General features: G+C 76.6%; 16 protein-coding genes and 1 pseudogene. 12 read left to right on the forward strand and 5 right to left on the reverse strand.

Going from position 1 to position 21,424, the window contains the following annotated elements; genetic code table 11:
• Window positions 1-30: 30 nt before the first annotated feature.
• Window positions 31-618 (reverse strand): DUF2304 domain-containing protein, encoded by a 588-nt coding sequence (locus MF406_RS05665; protein WP_242896992.1) that lies wholly within the window; start codon window positions 616-618, stop codon window positions 31-33.
• Between the two features lies 1 nt (window position 619).
• Window positions 620-1,303: a glycosyltransferase family 2 protein gene (locus tag MF406_RS05670; protein WP_242896993.1), complete on the reverse strand. Its 684-nt coding sequence runs from the start codon at window positions 1,301-1,303 to the stop codon at window positions 620-622.
• Window positions 1,304-1,459: 156 nt separating this feature from the next.
• On the opposite strand from MF406_RS05670, the gene MF406_RS05675 reads away from it, so the two are divergent.
• The 3 genes from MF406_RS05675 to MF406_RS05685 all read left to right on the forward strand — a co-directional run bounded on the left by MF406_RS05675 (window position 1,460) and on the right by MF406_RS05685 (window position 4,239).
• Window positions 1,460-2,056 (forward strand): acyltransferase, encoded by a 597-nt coding sequence (locus MF406_RS05675; protein WP_242896994.1) that lies wholly within the window; start codon window positions 1,460-1,462, stop codon window positions 2,054-2,056.
• A complete protein-coding gene (locus tag MF406_RS05680; RefSeq protein WP_242897699.1) occupies window positions 2,056-3,165 on the forward strand; it encodes a DegT/DnrJ/EryC1/StrS aminotransferase family protein in 1,110 nt (369 codons plus the stop codon). The genes MF406_RS05675 and MF406_RS05680 overlap by 1 nt, the downstream gene beginning before the upstream one ends.
• Before the next feature lie 123 nt (window positions 3,166-3,288).
• Window positions 3,289-4,239 carry a Gfo/Idh/MocA family protein gene (locus MF406_RS05685; protein ID WP_242897700.1) on the forward strand — a complete coding sequence of 317 codons (951 nt, stop codon included), beginning with the start codon at window positions 3,289-3,291 and terminating at the stop codon, window positions 4,237-4,239.
• Window positions 4,240-4,422: 183 nt separating this feature from the next.
• Here MF406_RS05685 and MF406_RS05690 read toward each other — a convergent pair whose 3' ends face one another.
• Entirely contained in the window at window positions 4,423-5,613 is a 1,191-nt protein-coding gene (locus MF406_RS05690; protein WP_242896995.1) for an acyltransferase, read from the reverse strand.
• Between the two features lie 180 nt (window positions 5,614-5,793).
• Between MF406_RS05690 and MF406_RS19035 the strand changes: the two are divergent.
• From MF406_RS19035 to MF406_RS05710, 4 genes and pseudogenes are all read left to right on the forward strand, one after another.
• Window positions 5,794-6,918, forward strand: a pseudogene (locus MF406_RS19035) (glycosyltransferase family 4 protein); the annotation flags it as partial.
• Between the two features lie 280 nt (window positions 6,919-7,198).
• On the forward strand, window positions 7,199-8,806 hold the full coding sequence (locus tag MF406_RS05700) for a glycosyltransferase (RefSeq protein ID WP_242896996.1): 1,608 nt from the start codon (window positions 7,199-7,201) through the stop codon (window positions 8,804-8,806).
• Window positions 8,803-10,581, forward strand: coding sequence for an ABC transporter ATP-binding protein (locus tag MF406_RS05705; protein WP_242896997.1), 1,779 nt, complete (start codon window positions 8,803-8,805; stop codon window positions 10,579-10,581). Before MF406_RS05700 ends, MF406_RS05705 begins: the two co-directional genes overlap by 4 nt.
• Window positions 10,578-11,696 carry a glycosyltransferase gene (locus tag MF406_RS05710; protein WP_242896998.1) on the forward strand — a complete coding sequence of 373 codons (1,119 nt, stop codon included), beginning with the start codon at window positions 10,578-10,580 and terminating at the stop codon, window positions 11,694-11,696. The genes MF406_RS05705 and MF406_RS05710 overlap by 4 nt, the downstream gene beginning before the upstream one ends.
• An 11-nt stretch (window positions 11,697-11,707) precedes the next feature.
• Here MF406_RS05710 and MF406_RS05715 read toward each other — a convergent pair whose 3' ends face one another.
• Complete coding sequence (locus tag MF406_RS05715) at window positions 11,708-12,745, reverse strand: hypothetical protein (protein ID WP_242896999.1); 1,038 nt, start codon at window positions 12,743-12,745, stop codon at window positions 11,708-11,710.
• A gap of 68 nt (window positions 12,746-12,813) precedes the next feature.
• Here MF406_RS05715 and MF406_RS05720 point away from each other — a divergent pair, with 68 nt between their 5' ends.
• Window positions 12,814-13,941, forward strand: a complete 1,128-nt coding sequence (locus MF406_RS05720) for a glycosyltransferase (protein ID WP_242897000.1) — start codon at window positions 12,814-12,816, stop codon at window positions 13,939-13,941.
• A complete protein-coding gene (locus MF406_RS05725) occupies window positions 13,938-15,092 on the forward strand; it encodes a glycosyltransferase family 1 protein (protein ID WP_242897001.1) in 1,155 nt (384 codons plus the stop codon). Before MF406_RS05720 ends, MF406_RS05725 begins: the two co-directional genes overlap by 4 nt.
• Window positions 15,093-15,213: 121 nt before the next feature.
• Here MF406_RS05725 and wecB read toward each other — a convergent pair whose 3' ends face one another.
• Window positions 15,214-16,269: a non-hydrolyzing UDP-N-acetylglucosamine 2-epimerase gene (wecB, locus tag MF406_RS05730; protein ID WP_242897002.1), complete on the reverse strand. Its 1,056-nt coding sequence runs from the start codon at window positions 16,267-16,269 to the stop codon at window positions 15,214-15,216.
• Between the two features lie 36 nt (window positions 16,270-16,305).
• Between wecB and MF406_RS05735 the strand changes: the two genes are divergently transcribed.
• The 3 genes from MF406_RS05735 (at window position 16,306) to MF406_RS05745 (ending at window position 20,830) form a co-directional block, all read left to right on the forward strand.
• Window positions 16,306-17,427, forward strand: coding sequence for a glycosyltransferase (locus tag MF406_RS05735; protein WP_242897003.1), 1,122 nt, complete (start codon window positions 16,306-16,308; stop codon window positions 17,425-17,427).
• The gene (locus tag MF406_RS05740; RefSeq protein ID WP_242897004.1) at window positions 17,424-18,521 is read left to right on the forward strand and encodes a glycosyltransferase family 2 protein; all 1,098 of its coding nucleotides are present in this window, start codon (window positions 17,424-17,426) and stop codon (window positions 18,519-18,521) included. The genes MF406_RS05735 and MF406_RS05740 overlap by 4 nt, the downstream gene beginning before the upstream one ends.
• Window positions 18,522-18,649: 128 nt before the next feature.
• Complete coding sequence (locus MF406_RS05745; RefSeq protein WP_242897005.1) at window positions 18,650-20,830, forward strand: cell wall-binding repeat-containing protein; 2,181 nt, start codon at window positions 18,650-18,652, stop codon at window positions 20,828-20,830.
• Window positions 20,831-21,424 lie beyond the last annotated feature (594 nt).

Below are 21,424 nucleotides of genomic sequence, written 5' to 3' on the forward strand. Positions count from 1 at the left end.
GCGTCGGCGGCGCCGCGGGCCGGGAGGACGTCAGCGACCGGCCGGCGGGTGGCCACGCTCGACCTGGTGCTGGCGCTCCTGCCGGCCATCGCTCAGCGGGTTGGAGCGGTTCCCTGGCGGGTCGCCGGGGTCGACCGGGCCGGGGCGCTCCGGCCGGCCGTCACCCAGCGCGTCGGCAGTGCTCGGCGGTGGGCCGCCAGGGTCGGCCTGCTCGCGGCGTTCCTGCCGCCCGTCGCCCACGGCGTCGGGGCGGCTCGGCGGCGGGTCGGCCGGGTCGGCCTGCTCGAGGCGCTCCTGCCGGGCGTCGCTCAGGGCCTGCCGCCGGGCCAGGACGGTGAGCTTGCGCTCGAGCGTGCTCATCCGGCGGTAGGTGGTGGCGAGCGAGCTCAAGAACGCGAGCACCAGCAGGTAGAGCACCAGGTCGGTGCCACGGTCGACGCCGAGCAGCCGTGCCGCCGTCGTGACCAGGCTCGGGAAGAGGACCGAGACGGCAGCCAGCACGCCGAACGCCACGAGCAGGAGCCGGCGGATGGCCTGGTGGCTCGCCCCCGCGGCGGAGCGGGTCAGGGGTACCACCGCGGCGGCGATCCCGGCGATCAGCAGGACCTGGATCCACATCTCAGTTCACCAGCAGGTCGACGAGGATGTTCACGGAGTTCAGCAGCGACTGCCCCTTGGCCCGGGAGTACACGGTGTACCGGATGTGGACCGGGTGCTCCACCCACGGCAGCCCGGTGCGGCCCAGCTGGGTGACGATCTCGCTGGCGTGGGCCATCCGGTTCTGCCGCAGGTTGATCCGCTCCGCGGCGTCCCGGCGGATCACCCGCAGGCCGTTGTGCGCGTCGGTCAGGGCCAGCCCGGTGGACTGGTTGGTCACCCACACCGCCGTCTTGAGCACCGCCCGCCGGGCCCACCCCGGTCGGGTGCGCTCGTCGAGGAACCGCGAGCCGAAGACGATGGCCACCCCCCGCTCCCGCGCCAGCCGCACCATCGCCTCGGCGTCCAGGACGTCGTGCTGGCCGTCGGCGTCGAAGGTGACCAGGTAGCGGGCGTCGGTCTGCCCGAGCACGTACTCGAACCCGGTTTGCAGCGCCGCCCCCTGGCCCAGGTTCACCGGGTGCCGCACGACGACGGCGCCCGCCAGCCGGGCCCGCTCGGCGGACCCGTCGGTCGAGCCGTCGTCCACGCACAGGACGTGGGCGAAGCGCTCGCGGGCCTCGGCGACCACCGCGCCGATGATCGAGGCTTCGTTGTAGGTGGGGATGACGAGCCACGCGTCCGAGAGGTCGCCCGGGTCCGTCATGCCCGCATTCTGTCAGCCCTCGGTCCCAGGGGAGGTTCCGGACGCTGGGATAGCCTCTGCTGCGTCCAGCACGGGAGGCCCCGCGGCAGGCGCGTCCGCGCCGCGGCCGGCCCGAGAGACGACTGCGCGCCCCCGCGCCGCACGAGGAGAAGACAGATGGAAGCACGGGTCGTGGACTCGGCAGACGTGGCGGCGGACGCGGAGATCGGTGCCGGCTCGGCGGTGTGGCACCTGGCCCAGGTCCGCGAGGGTGCGGTGCTCGGCCCCGGTTGCGTCATCGGCCGCGGGGCGTACGTCGGCCCGGGCGTGGTGCTGGGCAGGGCGTGCAAGGTGCAGAACTACGCGCTGGTGTACGAGCCCGCGGTGCTCGGCGACGGCGTGTTCGTCGGCCCAGGCGTCGTGCTGACCAACGACGCCTTCCCCCGCGCGGTGAACCCGGACGGGACGCTGAAGGCCGCCGACGACTGGGAGCCGGTCGGCGTGCAGATCGAGGAGGGCGCCTCGATCGGGGCGCGGGCGGTGTGCGTGGCCCCGGTGCGGGTGGGGGCCTGGGCGATGGTCGCCGCCGGCGCGGTGGTCACCCGCGACGTGCCGGCGCACGCCCTGGTGGCCGGGGTGCCGGCCCGCCGGATCGGCTGGGTCGGGACGGCCGGCGTGCCGCTGGTGCCCGACGGCGAGGGCCGGTGGCGGTGCCCGCGCACGGGTGAGGTGTACGAGGAGCTTGGCGAGTCGGTTCGGAAGGTGGGGGAGTGATGGTGGAGCTGATTCCTGCGGCGCGGCCGTTGATCGGGGCCGAGGAGCGGGCGGCGGTGGACCGTGTGCTGGCCTCGGGGATGGTGGCGCAGGGCCCGGAGGTGGCGGCGTTCGAGGCGGAGTTCGCCGAGGAGCTGGTGGCCGGGCGGGAGTGCGTGGCGGTGAACTCGGGGACCTCGGGGCTGCACCTGGGGCTGCTCGCGGCCGGGGTGGGGCCGGGCGATGAGGTGATCGTGCCGTCCTTCACCTTCGCGGCGACGGCGAACGCGGTGGCGCTGACCGGGGCGGTGCCGGTGTTCGCCGACATCGAGCCGGAGCACTTCTGCCTGGACCCGGCCGCGGTGGCGGCGGCGGTGACGCCGCGGACGAAGGCGGTGCTGCCGGTGCACCTGTACGGCCACCCGGCGGACATGACCGGCCTCGCCGCGGTCGCGGCCGAGCACGGGCTGGCGGTGTTCGAGGACGCCGCCCAGGCCCACGGCGCGTCGCTGGGCGGTCAGGCGGTGGGGACGTTCGGGGAGTTCGGGATGTTCTCGCTGTACCCGACGAAGAACATGACCTCCGGGGAGGGCGGGATGGTCTCCTGCGCCGGCCCGGCCCTGGCCCGGCGGGTGCGGCTGCTGCGCAACCAGGGGATGGAGCGGCAGTACGCCAACGAGGTGGTCGGGCTGAACAACCGGATGACCGACATCCACGCCGCGATCGGCCGGGTCCAGCTCACCAAGCTGGCCGGGTGGACCGCCAAGCGGCAGGCCAACGCCGCGTTCCTGGACGCCCACCTGGACGGGGTGACCGTGCCGCCGGTGGCGGCGGGGGCGGTGCACGTCTACCACCAGTACACCGTCCGGCTGCCCGGGGCGTCGGCGGGCGAGCGGGACCGGGTGGTCACCGCCCTGCGCGAGGAGCACCGGGTCGGCTCCGGGGTCTACTACCCGATCCCGTGCCACCGGCTGGAGTCCCTGTCCGGGTACGCGGGCGGGGCGGACCTGCCGCAGACGGAGCGGGCGGCGGCGGAGGTCATCTCCTTGCCGGTCCACCCATCCCTGACCCCGGCCGACCTGGACCGGATCACCACCGCCGTGAACACCACCGTCAACGCGGGAGCCTGAAGCATGACCACCGAGACCAGCACCTCCACCGCGAGCCAGCCGACGACCGCACCCAGCCCCGCCCCGGCCGGAGTGGCCGGGTCGGGGGGGAGCATCCGGGTGGGGGTGATCGGGCTGGGGTCGATGGGCCGGCACCACGCCCGGGTGGTGCGGGAGACCCCGGGGATGGAGCTGGTCGCCGTCGCCGACCCGGGCGGGGACCGGTTCGCCGTCGCCGGCGGCCTGCCCGTCCTGCCCGACGTGCAGGCCCTGATCGCTGCGGGGATCGACGCCGCGGTGGTGGCGGTGCCCACCGCCCACCACGAGGAGGTCGCCCTGGCCCTCGCCGCCGCGGGGGTGCACACCATGGTGGAGAAGCCCATCGCGCACACCGCCGAGGCCGGCGCACGGGTCGCGGCCGCGTTCGAGGACGCCGGCCTGGTCGGGGCGGTCGGCTATGTCGAGCGGTGCAACCCGGCCCTGCTGGCGATGCGTCAGCGGATCGCCGACGGCGCGCTCGGGGAGGTCTACCAGATCACCACCTCCCGCCAGGGCCCCTTCCCCGGGCGGATCTCCGACGTCGGGGTGGTCAAGGACCTGGCCACCCACGACGTGGACCTGACCGCCTGGCTGGCCCAGTCCCCCTACGCCACCGTCAGCGCCCAGGTCGCCCACCGCTCCGGCCGCCAGCACGAGGACATGGTCCTCGCCACCGGCCGCCTGGCCAACGGCATCATCGTCAGCCACACGGTCAACTGGCTCTCCCCCCGCAAGGAACGCCAGACCGTGGTCACCGGGGAGAAGGGCGCCCTGGTCGCCGACACCACCACCGGGGACCTGACCTTCTACGCCAACGGCACCACCACCACCCAGTGGGACACCGTCGCCGCCTTCCGCGGCGTCGCCGAGGGCGACGCCATCCGCTACGCCCTGACCAAGCGCGAACCCCTGCGGGTGGAGCAGGAGAACTTTCGCGACACCATCAACGGCCACCCCACCACCGCCGCCGTCACCATGACCGAAGGCGTCCACACCCTCACCGTCGTCGAAGCCATCCTCCGTGCCGCCGCGGAAGGAATCACCGTCGATCTCTGACGGGTCCGGACGCCTGCCACCTGATCCCCGCGCGCCTGACGACCGGGCGCACGGGTAGGCCCGCACGCGCCGCACCCGGCCGCACGGGCCGGTTCAGGACGAACGCTGGCCGCGTGCCCGGGAGGGCGTGGAGGTTCAGCTCTCCGGGAGGTTCAGCGGGCGGTGCCCCCACGCCGACGGCGGTCAGCGTCCGTCCGGCGTCGCCTCGCTGGTAGGGGCAACCGCGGGCGCAGGGCTCGGCGGCAGTGCCGGTACCGCATCCGCCGCCCCGTGGGCGTCGTGCCGGTCCCGCGCGCGGCGGATCCGTCGCTCGAGCGGCTTCTCCACCCAGCCGTGCAGCGCCGCGGCCACCACGAGGGAGACGGCGAGCATGACGGCGTACCAGCCGAGGTTCGCCCAGGACGCCTCGGCCCGCCCCACCACGGACGTGACCGCGTAGATCAGCGTGGCGTGCACGAGGTAGAAGGCGTAGGAGAGCTGCCCGAGCCGCACCAGCGGCGCCGAGGAGGACCAGCTGGTCGTCCCCCGCAGGTCCCGCAGCGCCGCGGCGAGGATGACGATCCCGCACACCGTGCCGATGACCACCGGTGTCAGCTCGCCGCCGTGCCCTGCGGCCCACACCGCCGGGGCGACCCGCGGGAGGCCGACGACGACCGCCGCCGCACCGGCCAGGACGAGCAGGGAGGCCCGCACGGGCAGCCGGGGCCGCCACCCGGTCTGCACCGCCCGGGCCAGGGCCATGCCCAGCAGGAACTCCCAGAGCCGGAGCACGGGCTGGGGGACCGCGGACAGCACCGCCAGGTGCGGGCGGGCAAGGAAGAACGCGGCCGCCAGCACCGGCAGGCCGACCACGGCCGCGACGGCGGCGCCCCGTCCCAGCCGGCGCAGGCACCGCTGCAGGCCGGGGTGCAGGGCATAGAAGAAGGCCTCGCAGCTGAGCGTCCAGGCCGCCGGGTTCCCCGAGAAGAGCACCGCCGGGGAGGTCGACCAGCCCTGGAGGAGCCCGACCGAGAGCAGCAGCACCGCGGAGAACGGCTTCACCCACGTCTGCGCCGGGTCGGGGGCGACGTCGTAGAAGACCGGGACGGCCAGGGCGAGCGCGACGACGTGCGCCGGCCAGATGCGCGCGAAGCGGCGCCACCAGAAGGTCGCCGGGGAGACCGCGGGGTCCGCCGACCAGGTGAGCACGAACCCGGACAGGACGAAGAAGAAGGTGACCCCCTGGGCGCCGAGGCTGAGCACCTCGGCGACCGGGAGCGGGGCGAGGTTCGTCATGTGGTGCGCGAAGACCCCGAAGGCGGCCCACCACCGCAGGCCCGTCAGCGCGTCGAGGCGCACCGGTCGCACGGTGCGACCGGCGGGCTGGGCGGGCATCCGGCGAGAGTAGCAACGGCGCACCGGGCTGCCGGGGGACCTGACCGAGGTCCCTGGCAAGGCCGGCGCACCGGCCCGGCTAGGCTCACGCCGGTGGGTCGGCGAGGCATGAGCAGCACCCGGGCGGCCGGGGGCCGGGCGCAGCAGGACCGGCCGGCGCAGCGGGACCGCTCGACGGTTATGGGAGAGCGGTCCGCGCCGTCCCCGCCACGGGTCACCGTGGCCACCCGGATCTTCTCGCCCGAGCCGGCGGCGGCCTCGTTCCGCCTCGCCGCCCTGTGCGACGCGCTCGACGCGGCCGGAGCGCGCGTCACCGTCCTTACCGCCCGGGACCGCGACGGCGGCCGGGCGACCACGCGGCCGGGGGTCGCCGTCCGCCGGTGGCCCGTCCTCCGCGACCGCACCGGCTACCTGCGCGGGTATCTGCCCTACCTCAGCTTCGACCTCCCGCTCGCCTTGCGCCTCCTCGCCCACCCCGCCGACGTCGTCGTGTGCGAGCCGCCGCCGACCACCGGCCTGGTCGTCCGGCTGACCAGCGCCCTGCGGCGGTTGCCCTACGTCTACTACGCGGCGGACATCTGGTCCGACGCCGCGGCGGCCGCGGGTCTGCCGCGTCCGGTGGCCCGGGTGCTGCGGGCAGTGGAGCGGTTCGCCATGCGCGGGGCCGCCAGCGTCATCGCCGTCTCCGACGCCGTCGCGGAGCGGCTCGCCGAGCTCGGGATCGCCCGGGTGGTGATTGTCCGCAACGGGGTGGACACCAGCGTCTTCCGCCCCGACGGGCCGGTCGCCCGCCCTGTGGCCGGCCCGACTGCGGCCGGGTCCGCACCGGCCCGGTCGGCGCCCGTCCGACCGGAGCCCGAACCGGCAGACGCGCCGTACCTCGTCTACGCCGGGACCACCTCCGAGTGGCAGGGCGCCGATGTCTTCCTCCGGGCGCTGCCGCAGGTGCTCGCGCAGGTCCCGGCCGCCCGGGTGGTGTTCCTCGGGCAGGGCAGCGCGTGGGACGAGATCGCCGCGGCGGCCGCCGAGCTGCCCCCCGGCACCGTGGAGATGCGCGGCGTCGTGCCCGCCGAGGAGGCCGCCCGCTGGCAGCGCGGCGCCCGGGCCGCCCTGGTGAGCATCCGACCCGGCCAGGGCTACGACCTCGCCTACCCCACCAAAGTCCTCGCCGCCCTCGGCTGCGGCACCCCGGTGGTCTACGCCGGCCCCGGGCCCGCCGCCGTCGACATCGCCCGCGACGGGCTGGGCTGGGCCGTCGACCACGACCCGGCCAGCGTCGCCGCGGCGATGGTGGCGGCCCTGGAGGGGCCGCCGGCCGACCCCCACCGGCTCGCGGCCTGGGTGTCCCGGAACGCGTCGGCTGCGGCCGCTGCCCGGCGCGCCGCCGACGTCGTGCTCGCGGCCGCCCGCCGGCGGCCGGCACCGGCGCGCAGGCGGAGCCGCCGGCCGCGGGCCGCCCGGCACCCGCGCGCCAGCCCGCATGGGCCCACCGTCGGCGCCACCGCCCTCGGTAAGGTGGCGCCGTGCCTGTCGCCGACCACCCTGCCAGCCGGCACCCTGCCTGCCGGCCGGGACGGACGAGCGCGTGAGCCTAATCGGGACCACCCTCGACGTCCTCGTCGGCTCCGGCGTCGGCCGGCGCGCGGTGCGGGCCGGGCTGCGCGCGAGCCTGCTCGGCGCCCCGCCGGAGGCCGCCGTCGCCCGCGGCTCCTGGGCCGGCCACCTGCTCTCCGGGCGCGGCTTCCCGGCCGACGCCGCCACCGCCCTGCGGCTCGCCGAGCGGCGGGCCGGCGCACCCGAGGCCCGGGAGGTGCTCGCGGCGCGGCGGGCGCTCGCCCAGCTCGCCGCCGGCCAGGTCCCCGCCGACCTGCCGGACCGGGTCACCGGCAGCCTCGCCGTCGCCGACGCGGCGCTGGACCGGGGCCACCTGGACGCCGCCGCAGACCGGCTCGTCGAGGCCCTCGCCCTGGCGTACCACCCCTCCCGGCACTTCGGCGCCCACCGCTCCCCGCTGCTGGCCGACCCGGACGCCTTCCTGGCCCCGTTCCGGGCGTCCCGCGCCGTCGAGCTGCTCACTGCCACCCCCCGCCCTCGGCCCCGCCGCCCGCGCCGGCGGACCGAGCGGCTGCTCGTCGTCGCCGCCGGCAACTTCACCTTCGTGCGGGACATCGTCGCCGACTACCGGCGCACCGACGGGCTGACCGTTCGCACCCTGGACCTCGACGCCGACCCGGCCCTCGGCGCCCAACTCGAGGTCCGCGCGCTGACCCGCGCCCGGCTCCGCCGCGGGGTGGCCGGTGAGCGGCTCCCGGTGCCGGCCCACCTCCGCGAGACCTTCACCTGGGCGGATACCGTCCTGGTGGAGTGGGGGCACCGCGCCCTGGCCTGGCTCTCGCTCCTGGACGAGGTCGGTGCCCGGGTCGTCGCCCGCGTGCACCGGTACGAGGCGCTGACCAGCCTCCCGCTCCTCACGGACTGGTCCGGCGTGGACGACGTCATCTTCGTCTCGCCCGACTTCCGCGACGTCGTCCGGCGCGCGGCCCCCGCCGTCGACCAGGCCCGGGTGAGCGTGGTGCCCAACCACGCGGACCTGACCGCCTGCCGGCAGGACAAGACCCCGGCGGCGGCGCGGACCTGCGCCCTGGTCGGCTGGGACCGGCTGGTCAAGGACCCCGCCTGGGCCCTCGACGTCCTGGACCGACTCCGCCGGGCGGACCCGCGCTGGCGGCTGCTGCTCATCGGCTCCGCCGACCCGGCCGAGCCGTGGCCGGAGGCGAGGGAGTACTACGCCCGGCTGCGCGCCCGGCTCGCCGCCCTGGGCCCGGCCGTGGAGGTCCGCGGGTTCACCGACGACGTGCCCGGCGCGCTGCGCGACGTCGGGGTGGTGCTCAGCACCAGCCGTCAGGAGTCCGCCCACCTCGCCCTCCTGCAGGGGGCCGCCAGCGGGGCCCTGCCGGTCGTGCGGGACTGGCCGGACCTGGCGGGCTGGGGCGGCCCGGCCGCGCAGTACCCGGCCGAGTGGGTGGTCGCCACGCCGGCCCAGGCGGCCGACCGGATCCGCGCCGCGGGGGAGCGCCCGCACGAGTCAGCTGCCGCCCGCGCGGCGCAGGAGTGGGTGCTGGCGCACCGCGACTGGTCCACCGTCCGCCCGGCGTTCGACGCCGTCGTGCTCGGCACGGGAGTGGCCGGGTGAAGCGCCTCCTCGCCACGCTGCGCCAGCTGCTGCCGCTGCTGCCGGCCGGCGCCCGGCGGTTCCTCAACCTGTACATGGCGCTCAGCGCCGCGCTCGCCCTCCTCGACGTCGCCGCCCTCGGCCTGGTCGCCCTCACCCTCGCCCCGATGATCCAGCAGCGCCCGCTCTCCCTGCCTCTCGTCGGGACGGTGCCCGAGGACGGCTACGTGGGCATCCTGCTCGTCGTCTGCGCGCTGATCGTGCTCAAGGGCGTCCTCGCGCTCGCCCTGCAGTGGGCGGCGACCCGGCGCTTCGCCAGCTACGAGCTCGCCATCGGGGACCGCCTCTTCGCGGCCTACATCGGCGCGCCGTGGACCGAGCGCCTCGCCCGCAACTCCGCCGAGCTGGTCCGCCTCGCCGACGTCGGCATCGCCAACACCATCTCCGGGGTGCTGCTCCCCGCCGCGACCCTGCCGTCCCAGGCCGCGACGTTCCTCGCCGTCCTCGTCGTGCTCGTCGTCGCCCAGCCGACGACGGCGGCCGTCACCCTGGGCTACCTCGCCCTGGTCGCTGTGGTGCTCTACCTGGGGATCTCCCGGCAGGCGGTCACCGCCGGGAAGGTGAACCTGCGCTACTCCTTCCGGGTGGCCACCCTGATGACCGAGATGGTCTCCGCCCTGAAGGAGATCACCCTGCGGGACAAGCTCGGCGAGGCGGCCACGGTGGTGCACGACGCCCGCCGGCACTCCACCCGGGCGCGCAGCAACATCCGGTTCCTCAACACGGTGCCGAAGTACGTGGTCGAGGCCGCCCTGGTGGGCGGCTTCGTGCTGGTCGGCGGGGTGGCGTACCTGGGCGGCGGGATGGAGGCCGCGCTGAGCTCGGTGGCCCTGTTCGCCGTCGCCGGGTTCCGGATGATCCCCTCGGTCACCACCGTGCAGAACGTGCTGACCCAGACCTCGGCGAACATCCCGCAAGTGGAGGCGGTCCTGCGGGACATCGCCGCCGCCGAGCGGTACACCGCCAACGCCGAGCAGGTGGGCACGGCGCCCATCCCCGGCAGCCCGCGAGTGCTGACCCTGCGCGGGGTGACCTTCACCTACCCCACGGCGGCGGTGCCCGCGGTCCGCGACGTCGACCTCGACGTGCCGATCGGCAGTTCGCTGGCGCTCGTCGGGTCCTCCGGCGCCGGGAAGTCCACCCTGGTGGACATCCTGCTCGGGCTGCTCGTGCCGGCCCGCGGCACCATCGCGCTCGACGGCGTCCCGCTGGTGGAGGTGCTGCACGCCTGGCGCTCGCGGGTGGGGTACGTCCCGCAGGACGTCGCGCTGTTCGACGGGTCCATCGCCCAGAACGTCGCCCTGACCTGGGGCACCGACGTGGACGAGGAGCGCGTGCGCACCGCGCTGGACCGGGCCCAGCTCAGCGACGTCGTCGCCGGCCGGGCCGGCGGCATCCACGCCCGGATCGGCGAGCGGGGGATCGCGCTCTCCGGCGGGCAGCGCCAGCGGCTCGGGATCGCCCGGGCGCTCTACGCCGACCCGCTGGTGCTGGTCATGGACGAGGCGACCAGCGCCCTGGACACCGCCACCGAGGAGGCGGTCACCCGCGCCATCCGCGGCCTGCACGGGGAGGTCACCGTCATCTCGGTGGCCCACCGCCTCTCCACCATCCGGCACAGCGACCAGGTCTGCTTCATGCGCGACGGCGCCGTCGTGAACCGCGGCACCTTCGACGAGCTCGTCGCCGCCGAGCCCGAGTTCGCCCTCCAGGCCCGCCTGGCGGGGCTGTCGTGACCGCGCCGGACGTCGACGTCGTCATCGCCCTGCACGACCTGACCCGGCCGGTGGCCCGCGCCGCAGCGTCCGTCCTCGACGACGGCGCCCGCGGCGGTGCCGACGGTGCCGGCGGGGGCGGCGGTGACGGCGATGACGGCCGGGTGCGGGTGACCATCGCCTGCCACGAGCTCGCCCCGGCGGACGTCGCGGCGGCGCTGCCCACCGACCTCCGCGGCCGGGTCCGCCTGCTCGAGGTACGCGACGGCCTGGCCAGCCCGTCCGGCCCGTTCAACGCCGGCCTGGACGCGGCCACCGGCCGGTACGTCGCCATCATGGGCTCCGACGACTACCTCGAGCCGGGCGCCGTGCGGGCCTGGGCGCGCCGGGCCGACGCCGCCGGCGCCGACGTGCTGCTGGCCCCGCTGCGCCACCAGAGCGGGGAGCCGATCCCCACCCCGCGGGTCCGGCCCGGCCACCACCGCCGTCTGCACCCGGTCAAGGACCGCCTCGCCTACCGCACCGCGCCGCTCGGGCTCCTGCGCCGCACGGTCCTGGACGAGCACGGCCTGCGGCTGACGCCCGGCATGCGCGCGGGCGGCGACGTCGCCCTCACGGTCCGGCTGTGGTCCCTGCCCGTCCGGGTGGACCTCGCCACCCGGGCGCCCGCCTACGTCGTCGGCGCCGACGCCCACACCCGGGTGACCACCGCGGTGCGGGGCGTGGACGAAGAACTCCACGCCTGGGACCACCTGCTCCGGCAGGACTTCTTCGCCGCCCTGGACCCGGCGTGGCGGCGGGCGGTGGCGATCAAGGCGGTGCGCATCCACCTGCTCGGGGCGGCCCGCCGCCGGCCCCGCCCGGAGATGTGGCACGACGGCGAGGCCGCCTGGCTGGCCGACCTCACCCGCCGCTGGGTCGCCGTCGCCCCCGGGGTGCTGACCCCGCAGGCCCGGGCCGACCGGGACCTCATCGACGTCATGCTCGGCCCCAGCACAGGGGCGGACCTGGCCGCGGCGGCGGCCCGCCGGGCGCGGGCCGGCCGGGTGGACCAGGTGCTCGCCCGGGACCTGGCCGGGAACCTGGACCGGGAGTCGGTGCTGCGGCACTACGTGGCGCTGCGGCTGCCGGGCTGACGGCGGCGCCGCTACACGCCGCTACCGCGCGGCGGTCGCGACGCCGCGGCGCGGCCGGACCGGCCCGCCGCCGCGGCGTAGCGGTCCGCGAGGGCATCGACGTAGCGTTCCGCCACGAACCCGGCCCGCACCCAGGCCCGGCCGCCGAGCTCCTCGGCCGCCCGGACCGGGTCGGCGAGCACCACCCGGGCCTGCTCGGCGATCTCCGCCGGCGTTCCGCCGAGCACCGGCGGGTGGGTGCCGTCCGGGTAGGGGTAGGTGGTGCCGGGGGAGACCAGCGGGGCGCCGATGCCCATCGCCTCCAGCTCGCTGACCCCGAGCAGGCCGGTGGCCTGCCCCACCACCAGGTCGGCGCCGGCCAGCAGGTCCAGGTACCCGGCGTGGTCCAGCCGCGGGACCAGCTCCACGCCCGTCGCCCGGGCCTCCGGCGCGGACGGCCCCCAGTCCAGGCCCACCAGGCGCGCCGCCGGCAGCGCCGCACGCAGCGCCCGGGCGACGTCGAGCACGACCGGCGCGCCCTTCTCCATCCCCCACCGGGACGCGAACACCACTCGTGGGCCGCCGGCGCCGGGCCGCCACGCGGGGAGCTCGGCGGCGTCGACGAAGGCGGGCATGAACTCGGCGTCCGCCCGTGCCGCCCGGGCGTTGCCCGCGGTGTCGAGGTTCGTGAAATAGACGTGCTCGGCGCCGTCGACTGCCCGCTGCACCAGGTCCCGGGTGGCCGGCGCGGCCCACTGCTCGCGGATGTCCGTCCCGTGCAGGTGCAGCAGGTAGGGCCGGCGCGGCATCCCGGGCGCGGTGATCAGCGGCACGCTCGTCGCGTAGTGGACGTGGGCCACCTCCGCCCGGGCCAGCGCGGCCGCCCGCCGGAGCACGTACGGCACCCAGCGCACCCGCCCCGCACCGGTCGGCGTCGGTCCGGCCGGGCGGACCGACGCCGGCGGCAGGCGGCGCCAGTGGTAGCCCCGGTCGCGGGCGGCCCGGACGAGGTTGCGGGCCACGCCCGCGCAGTCGTTGACGTGCAGCACCCGGGGCCCGGGGTCGGTCATGGGGCCGAGGGTACCGGCGGCGTCCGGTACCGGCGGGCCCGCCGCCGGCCCGGTGCCATGATGGCCCGGTGTCCCGCCCCCGGCTGCTCGTCCTGTCGTTCTCCCCGATCAGCACCGACGCCCGGGTCCTGAAGCAGGTGCAGTACTTCGTCGATCGGTACGACGTCACCACGTGCGGGTACGGCCCCGCGCCGGCCGGCGTCCGGCGGCACCTCGAGCTGCCCGCGGGGGCGGCGAACCGGCTCGACGGGCGGCTGATCACCGCCCGCGCCTACCGCGCCGCCTACTGGCGCCAGCCCGCCGTGCGAGCGGCGCGCGCACTGCTCCGCGGCACCGACGTCGACGCCGTCCTGGCCAACGACCTCGACGCCCTGCCGCTCGCACTGGCCCTGCACCCCCGGGGCGGGGTGCATGCCGACCTGCACGAGTACTTCCCCCGGCTGCACGAGGAGAACGAGCCGTGGCGGCGGCGGATCGGACCGTACATGTCCTGGCTGTGCCGGCGGTACCTGCCCCGCGCCGCCTCAGTCAGCACCGTCAGCGGCGGGCTGGCCCGGGAGTACGAGCGGGAGTTCGGGGTCCCGGTCCAGGTGGTGACGAACGCGACGCCCTTCGCGGACCTGGCGCCGACCCCGGTGGCGCAGCCGGTGCGCCTCGTGCACTCCGGTGCCTGCCTGCGCAGCCGGAACATCCACCTCATGGTCGAGGCGATGGCGCCGCTGGCGGGCCGGTTCACGCTGGACCTCTACCTCACGCCGAACCACCCGGACTACCTCGCCGAGCTCCGTACGCGAGCCGCCGCGCTCGGCAACGTCACCGTCCACGACCCCGTGCCCTACCCCCGGCTCGTCCAGACCCTGCACCGGCACGACCTCGGCGTGTTCGTCCTGCCGCCGGTCAGCTTCAGCTACGCCCACGCCCTGCCGAACAAGGTGTACGACTTCGCCCAGGCGCGGCTCGGCGTCGTCGTCGGTCCGTCCCCGGAGATGGTGAGCTTCATCGAGGCGGCCCAGAACGGGGTGGTCACCGGCGGGTTCACCGCGGCGGACCTCACCGCCACCCTGGGCCAGCTCACGCCCCCGCGGGTCGCCGAGCTCAAGGCTGCCTCGCACGCCCACGCCCGGGACCTGTCCGCGGAGGCCGAGGTGGCCAAGTGGGGCCGCGCCGTCGCCCGGCTGGTGGAGCGGGCCGCGTGAGCGCCGGCGCACCGGGCCGCACCCGCCCGCGCCTGCTCGTCCTGTCCTTCTCGGACATCACCGCCGACGCCCGCGTGCTGCGCCAGGTCCGGCTGCTCGCCGACGACTACGAGCTGACGACCTGCGGGTACGGCGAGGCACCCGACGGCGTCGCGGCCCACGTGCGCATCCCCGACCACCTGGTCCACTGGCACAAGGACCGGGCGCTGCTACTCCAGCGGCGCTTCGCAGCGGTCTACGCCGCCAACGCCGTCGTCGCCCACCTGCGCGAGCGGCTGCCGCGGGAGCACTTCGACATCGTCCTCGCCGACGACGCCGACACGGTGCCGCTCGCGCTGTCCCTGCGCCCGCGGCTCGGGGTGCACGCCGACCTGCACGAGTACGCCCCCCGGGAGAACGAGGAGTCCTGGCGGTGGCGCTGGTTCGTCGCCCCGTACTACCGGTGGCTGGTGCGCACGTTCGTCACCCGCGCCGCCTCGGTCACCACGGTCAGCGACGGGCTGGCCGCGGAGTACCGGCGTGAGTTCGGCATCGACGCGGGCGTCGTGATCAACGCGGCCGCCTACCGGGACGCCGCGCCGACCCCGGTGGCCCGGCCGGTCCGCCTGGTGCACAGCGGGCTCGCGCGGCGCAACCGCCGGCTGGAGCTGATGACCGACGCGGTCGAGCGGACCGGCGCCGACGTCACCCTGGACCTGTACCTCATGCCGAACGACCCCGCCTACCTGGCCGAGCTGCGGGAGCGCACGGCCGGGTCCGCGCGGGTCACCGTCCGCGACCCCGTGCCGCACGCCGAGCTCGTCGGCACGCTCGCCGGGTACGACGTCGGCGTCTTCGTCCTGCCGCCGGCCACCTTCAGCTACCGGTTCGCGCTGCCCAACAAGCTCTTCGACTACGTCCAGGCCCGGCTGGGGGTCCTGGTGGGCCCGTCCCCCGAGATGGCCGCCGTCGTCCGGCAGCACCGGCTCGGCGCGGTGACCGCGGGGTTCACCACCGCCGACGTGGTCGCCGCGCTGGACGCCCTCGACCCGGCGGCCGTGGCCGGGTGGAAGCGGGCCAGCGACGCCGCCGCCCGCCCGCTCTCCGCCGAGGTGCAGGTCCAGGGCTGGGCGCGGGCGGTGGCGGACCTGCGGGCGGCCGACGGCGGGTGACCGCCCGGGCAGTGACGGCCCGACGGGCGACCGCGGCGCGCGGGCCGACGGCGAGCCGCTGGCTCGGGCGAGGGGCACCGCGGGCAGGGGCACCGACGGCGGCCGCCGCCGTCGTCCAAGCTCAGGCGGCCAGGGCGTCGAGGACCCGGGCGGCGGCGTGGCCGTCCCCGTACGGGGCTGCGTCGGTCGGCGCCGGGCGCGGGCGTGTGGCGGCCGCCACCAGGTCCGGGCCGGGCTCGGCGAGGACGTTCCAGCCGAGCGCCACCGTCTCCGCCCACTCCGTCTCGGTCCGCACCGTGGTGCACGGGGTGCGCAGCAGGAACGCCTCCTTCTGCAGGCCGCCAGAGTCGGTGACGATCCCGCGGGCGTGCCTCGCGGCCGCGACGAGGTCGGGGTAGGGCAGCGGGTCGCGGGGGCGCAGGGCCCCGCGGGACAGGTCCACGCCGGCGTCGCGGGCCCGGGCCCGCAGCCGGGGGTGGGCCAGCAGCACCACCGGCAGGTCCAGGGCGGCGAGGGAGTCCACGATGGCCCGCAGCCGGGGCGGGTCGTCGGTGCTCTCCGCGCGGTGGATCGTCGCCAGGTAGTATCCGCCGGCCGGCAGGGGCTGGCCGTCCAGCAGCGCGGGCACGCCGCCCGCGCGGTCGCGGACCTGGTAGAGCACGTCGGTCATGACGTCCCCGACCAGCCGGGCCCGCCCGGCGAGGCCCTCGCGGGCCAGGTGGTCCATCGCCGTCGGCGTCGGGGCGAGCAGGAGGTCCGCGGCGTGGTCGGTCAGCACCCGGTTGTGCTCCTCGGGCATCCGCCGGTTGAACGAGCGCAGCCCCGCCTCCAGGTGCGCCACCGGGACGTGCAGCTTCACCGCGGCCACCGCCGCCGCCAGGGTGGAATTCGTGTCTCCGTAGACCAGCACCCAGTCCGGGGCGTCGGCCGCCAGCACCTCGTCCAGCGCGGCCAGCATCTGCCCGGTCTGCCGCCCGTGGCTCCCGGAACCCACGCCGAGGTGGACGGCCGGGGCGGGGATATCCAGGTCCGCGAAGAAGACGTCGGAGAGGACCGGGTCGTAGTGCTGGCCGGTGTGCACGATGCGGTGGTCGACCCCGCGCCGCCGGGTCTCGTGCGCGACCGGCGCGAGCTTGACGAACTGGGGCCGGGCGCCGACGACGGAGAGCACCTTCACGCGGAGGAGCGTACCGGCGCTGATAGTTTCCCCTGCGTGCGCATCGTGGTCGTGACGACGTGGTTCCCCACCGCCGTCGCCCCGGCCAGCGGCGCGTTCGTCGCCCGGGACGCCCACGCCGTCGCCTCCCTCGGCCACGACGTCGCCGTCGTCCACCTCGTCCCGCCGCACCAGGACGACGGCGCCCGCCGAGTGGTGCACGAGGGCCTGCGGGTGGTCCGGGTCCCGATGAGCACCACCCGCCCGGGCCAGGTCCTCGCCGCCGCTCGCACCCTGGGCCCGCTGCTCGCCGGCGCCGACGTGGTGCACTCGATGGCCTTCTCCGCCCTGCTGCCGCTCGTCCTGCGCCGCCCCCGCGCTCCCTGGGTGCACACCGAGCACTGGTCCGGGCTGACCTCGCCGGGGACCCTGCCGGCCAGCTGGCGGGCGGTCCTGCCGGTCCTGCGCCACCTGCTCGCCGCGCCCGACGTCGCCACCGCGGTGTGCGAGTTCCTCGCCGCCCCGTTGCGGGCGGTCCGCGGCCGCCGCCCGACGGTCGTCGTGCCGTGCATCGTCCCGGTGCCCGACCCCGTCCCGCCGCGGCCGCCCCGCGGCCCCCGGCTCCGCCTGGTCGACGTCGGCGCCCTGGTGGACCGCAAGGACCCGCTGCTCGCGGTGGAGACCGTCGCCGAGCTCCAGCGCCGCGGCGTCCCGGCCGAGCTGGTGCTGGTGGGGGAGGGGGAGCTGCGCGGCGCCGTCACCCGGCGGGCGGCCGAGCTCGGCCTGGCGGACCGGGTCCGGCTGACCGGCGCCCTGCCCGCGGCCGGGGTGCTGGCCGAGCTGGCCCGGGCCGACCTCTTCCTCGGCCCGACCCGGGGGGACAACTTCTTCGTCTCCGCCGCCGAGGCGCTGGTCGCCGGCCGGCCCGTCGTCGTCGGCGCCACCGGCGGCCAGGGCGAGTACATCCGCCCCGAGGTGGGCGCGCTCGTCCCCGTCCAGGACGCCGCGGCCTACGCCGACGCCGTGCAGCGGGTGGACCGGGCCACCGCCGCCACGAGCGCCGCGGCGATCAGCGCCACCGTCGGGCAGCGGTTCTCCGTCGCCGCCGTCGCCGCCGGGTACGCCGACGCCTACGCCCAGGCCCGGGCGGTCCGCCGGCGAGCCGGGACGCGCCGGTGAGCCCGGGCGCGCCGGGGAGCCCGCCGGGCGCGCCGGTCGAGGTGGTGATCGCCGTGCACACCCCCCGCCGGCCGGTCGGCCGCGCCGTGGCGTCCGTCCTCGACGGCAACGCCGCGCACACCCGGACCACCGTGGTCTGCCACAACGTGCCGGCGGCCGAGATCGCCGCCGTGATCTCCCCCCGGCACCGGGACCGGGTCCGCTACCTCGAGCACCGGGACCCCCGCCCGTCCGCCTCCGGCCCCTTCAACGCCGGCATGGCCGCCGCCGACGGCGAGTACCTCGCCATCATGGGCTCGGACGACTGGCTGCAGCCCGGCGCCGTCGCATCCTGGCTCGACCTCGCCGACCGCACCGGTGCCGAGACCGTCATCACCCGCCTGGCGCTCGGCCGGCCGGGCCGGCCGGTCCGCACCCCGCCCACCCGTCCCTGGCTGCGCGGCCTCGCCGACCCGGTCAAGGACCGGCTCAGCTACCGCAGCGCCCCGCTCGGGCTCGTCTCCCGGGCCGCCCGCGACCGGCTGGGCGCCGCCCTCGTGGAGGGCATGACCGTCGGCGGCGACGTCCCCTACGTCACCCGGCTGTGGTTCGGGACCCGGGTCGCGGTCGACCGCCGGGGCCCCGCCTACGTCATCGGCACCGGGGCCGAGGACCGGGTCACCTACACGCCGAGGCCGATCCGCGAGGAGTTCGCGTTCGTCCGCCACCTGCTGGACCAGGACTGGTTCCGGGCCTACCCGGCCGGCGCCCGGCGCGCGGTGTGCACCAAGCTCACCCGGATCCACCTCTTCGGGGCGGTGCACAACCGCCCGGACCCGGCCTTCTGGACCGCCGCGGAGCGGACCGCGCTCGCCGACGCCGCCGAGCGGCTGCTCGTCGCCGCGCCGGGTTTCGCCGAGGTCCTCTCCCTCGCCGACCGGGACCTCCTCGACACCGTCCAGGACCTGGGCGTCCCCGCCGCGGCGATGATCCACGCCGCACAGGCCCGCCGTCGGCACGGCCGGCCGCGCACCCTCGTGCCGCGCGACCTCCGCATGTCCCTGGCCGCCGAGGCGCCGCTGCGGCTGATGGCCGCCTCGGCGCTGACCAGGTGAGCGCGCGCATCGCTCGGGCCGACCGACGGTGATCGGCGACACTCCGGCCTGCCGCGGTGGTTGGCGGGTGCTCGCGCCTGTGCCAGGCTGACGGCCGTCTACCCCCTCCCGCCCTGCGAGGTCCCCGGATGCGCCTGCACCTCCGTCCCCCAGCCCTGGCCCTCGCGCTCGCGCTGCCGCTGATCGCCACCCCCGCGGCCGCGGACCTCTCGGTCGGCGACGACGACGCCGCTGGCGGATCTGCGGAAACCGGCGCGCCGGTACCCGGAGCGCCGGCCGACGCCCCCGCGGCCGACATCCCCGCGGGGGAGGTCGCGACGGTGCCGCAGGCGGCCCCGGTCGAGCCGGAGATTACCGTGGCGGAGATGCCGCCGGACGCCGCCACGGACGCGGCCACGCCCGCGTCGGCCGGCCCGACGGGTGCTCCCCGCGAGGAGGTGACGGTCCGGACGACGGGCGGTGAGTTGCTCGTCGTCGGCGTCACCTGGGCGGAGGCCACCGACCTGGCGGACCTGACCGCAGCCGTGCGCTGGCGCACCGGCGAGACCTGGTCCGGCTGGACCGACCTGGAGATCCTCCCGGCGTCGGCAGAGCCGGAGGCCGCCGGGGAGCGCGGCGGCACCGAGCCCCTGGTGGTGACCGGCGCCGAGGAGGTCGAGGCACGGGTCACCGCCCCGCCCGGACAGCTGCCCACCGAGCCCGAGCTGATGGCCGTCGACCCGGGCCAGGCCGTCGCCGACGGCGCCGCCCCGCTGCTCAGCGGCGGCTCCGGCGGCGGGACCGGCACGGCGGCCGGGGCGGCCGGCACGGTCCGGGCCGCCACCGCCGCGGCCGGCGTCCCGCGCATCTTCACCCGGGCCGACTGGGGCGCCGACGAGTCCATCCGGTCCTGGCGGCCCGAGCTGGGCCGGGTCACCGGCGCCGTCATCCACCACAGCGCCGGCGCCAACGGGTACTCCGCCGCCCAGGTCCCGGCCATCATCCGCGGCATCTACGCCTTCCACGCCCAGGGCCGCGGCTGGGGCGACATCGGGTACAACGTCCTCGTCGACCGGTTCGGCCGCGCCTGGGAGGGCCGCTACGGCGGCCTGGACAACGCCATCATCGGCGCGCACGCGAGCGGCGTGAACGCCACCACCTTCGGGATCTCCGTCCTCGGCGACTACGACAAGGTCGCCGTGCCCGCCGCCGCCTTCGAGACCGTCGCCCAGGTGGTGGCGTGGAAGTTCGCCCGGCACGGCATCAGCACCGCCGGCACCGCCGTCGGGCTCAACGGAAAACCCATGCCGCGGGTGGTCGGGCACCGTGACGTCGGCAGCACCGCCTGCCCCGGCCGGTTCTTCTACTCCCGGCTCGGCGAGCTCCGCAGCCGCATCGCGGCGCTCCAGCCGACCATGCCCTCCTACCCGCCCAACGACACCGTCCGGCTGGGCGGCCGGGACCGCTACGCCACCGCCGTCGCCGCCTCCCGCTGGGCGAACAGCCGCTCCTCGGTGGTCTACGTGGCCACCGGCCGCGACTTCCCCGACGCCCTGGCCGGCGGCCCGGCCGCCACCCGCAAGGACGCCCCCGTCCTCCTCCTCCACGGCAACGCCATCGCCACCGACGTGCGGACCGAGCTGCGCCGGCTCCGGCCGACGACCATCTACGTCCTCGGCGGACCCGGGGTGATCACCGACGCCACCGTCGCCCAGCTGCGCCAGTACGCCGGGACGGTGACCCGGCTCGCCGGGGCGGACCGGTACGCCACCGCCGCCCAGGTCGCCCGGAACGGGTGGGCCGGCACGGCCGGGACCGTCGTGCTCACCTCCGGGGACACCTACGCCGACGCCCTCACCGGCGGGGCCGCCGCAGCCGTGCAGGGCGCGCCGATCCTGCTCACCGCCCGGGACGGGCTCCCCGCCGCCACCCGCAGCGAGATCGCCCGGCTGCGGCCCGGCCGGGTCGTCCTCGTCGGCGGCCCCGGCGCGATCGCCGAGGGCACGCTCCAGCAGGTGGCGGCGGCCGCACCGGGCGCCACCATCGAGCGGGTCGCCGGCCGGGACCGGTACGCCACCGCCGCCGCCGTCACCGCCCGGTTCTGGCCGAAGGGGGCGGGCACGGCGTACTTCGCCGCCGGCGGGGACTTCGCCGACGCCGTCAGCGCGGTCCCCGCCGCCGGTGACGCCAAGGCACCGCTCCTGCTCGCCCGCACCACCTGCCTGGACGCCCCGACGTCGGCGGCGCTCACCGCGCTGAAGGCCCGGGTGAAGGTCGTGGTCGGCGGAACGGGCGTCGTCCCGGACGCTGCCACCCGCACCAGGTGCTGACCACTCAACACGGTCAGCTGCTCCCGTCTTCGATCACCTGCTCACTCACTGGTCAGCGCAGACGAGCAGCTTTGCCAGAACGCGGGAAGGACCTTGCCAGGAGGGCCCGAAGTACGGCTAGTATGCGGACTGGTGCGGGGGTCCAGCCGGCATGCGTCGCTCGAACAGGTCCCCTCGGGCGCTGGCGGGGCGGCAACGAACTACGCACCGAGCCGACGGCCCGCTCCGCACACCGGGGCGGGCCGTCCGGCCCCCCTCTCATTGTCGCCGCGTCGTTGCGGCGGCCAGCGGAACGCCTTCACCTTCCTCCGGATCCTCGCCGGCGGTCTCCCGCCGCCGAGGGCGCTTTCCTGCTGCCCGAACTTTGGCGACGACCGTCCTTTGTCGACACCCGTCGTCGATGCTGTGGACGGTCCTCGTTGGGAATCGCAGCTGGGTGGAAGCGAGGACGGGCGCTTGACGCCCTCGGCCCGATCGGGCGGTCTCGGCTCAATTTTCGGCCCCGTCTCGCCGGTGCCGAGACTGCGACTGCTCGAGCGGTTGCGCGGGGAGCGCGAACACCGCTACAGTCACGCCGACCCACCCACGTGAGGT

The sequence above is a fragment of the Georgenia sp. TF02-10 genome, assembly GCF_022759505.1.
Taxonomy (GTDB): Bacteria; Actinomycetota; Actinomycetes; order Actinomycetales; family Actinomycetaceae; genus TF02-10.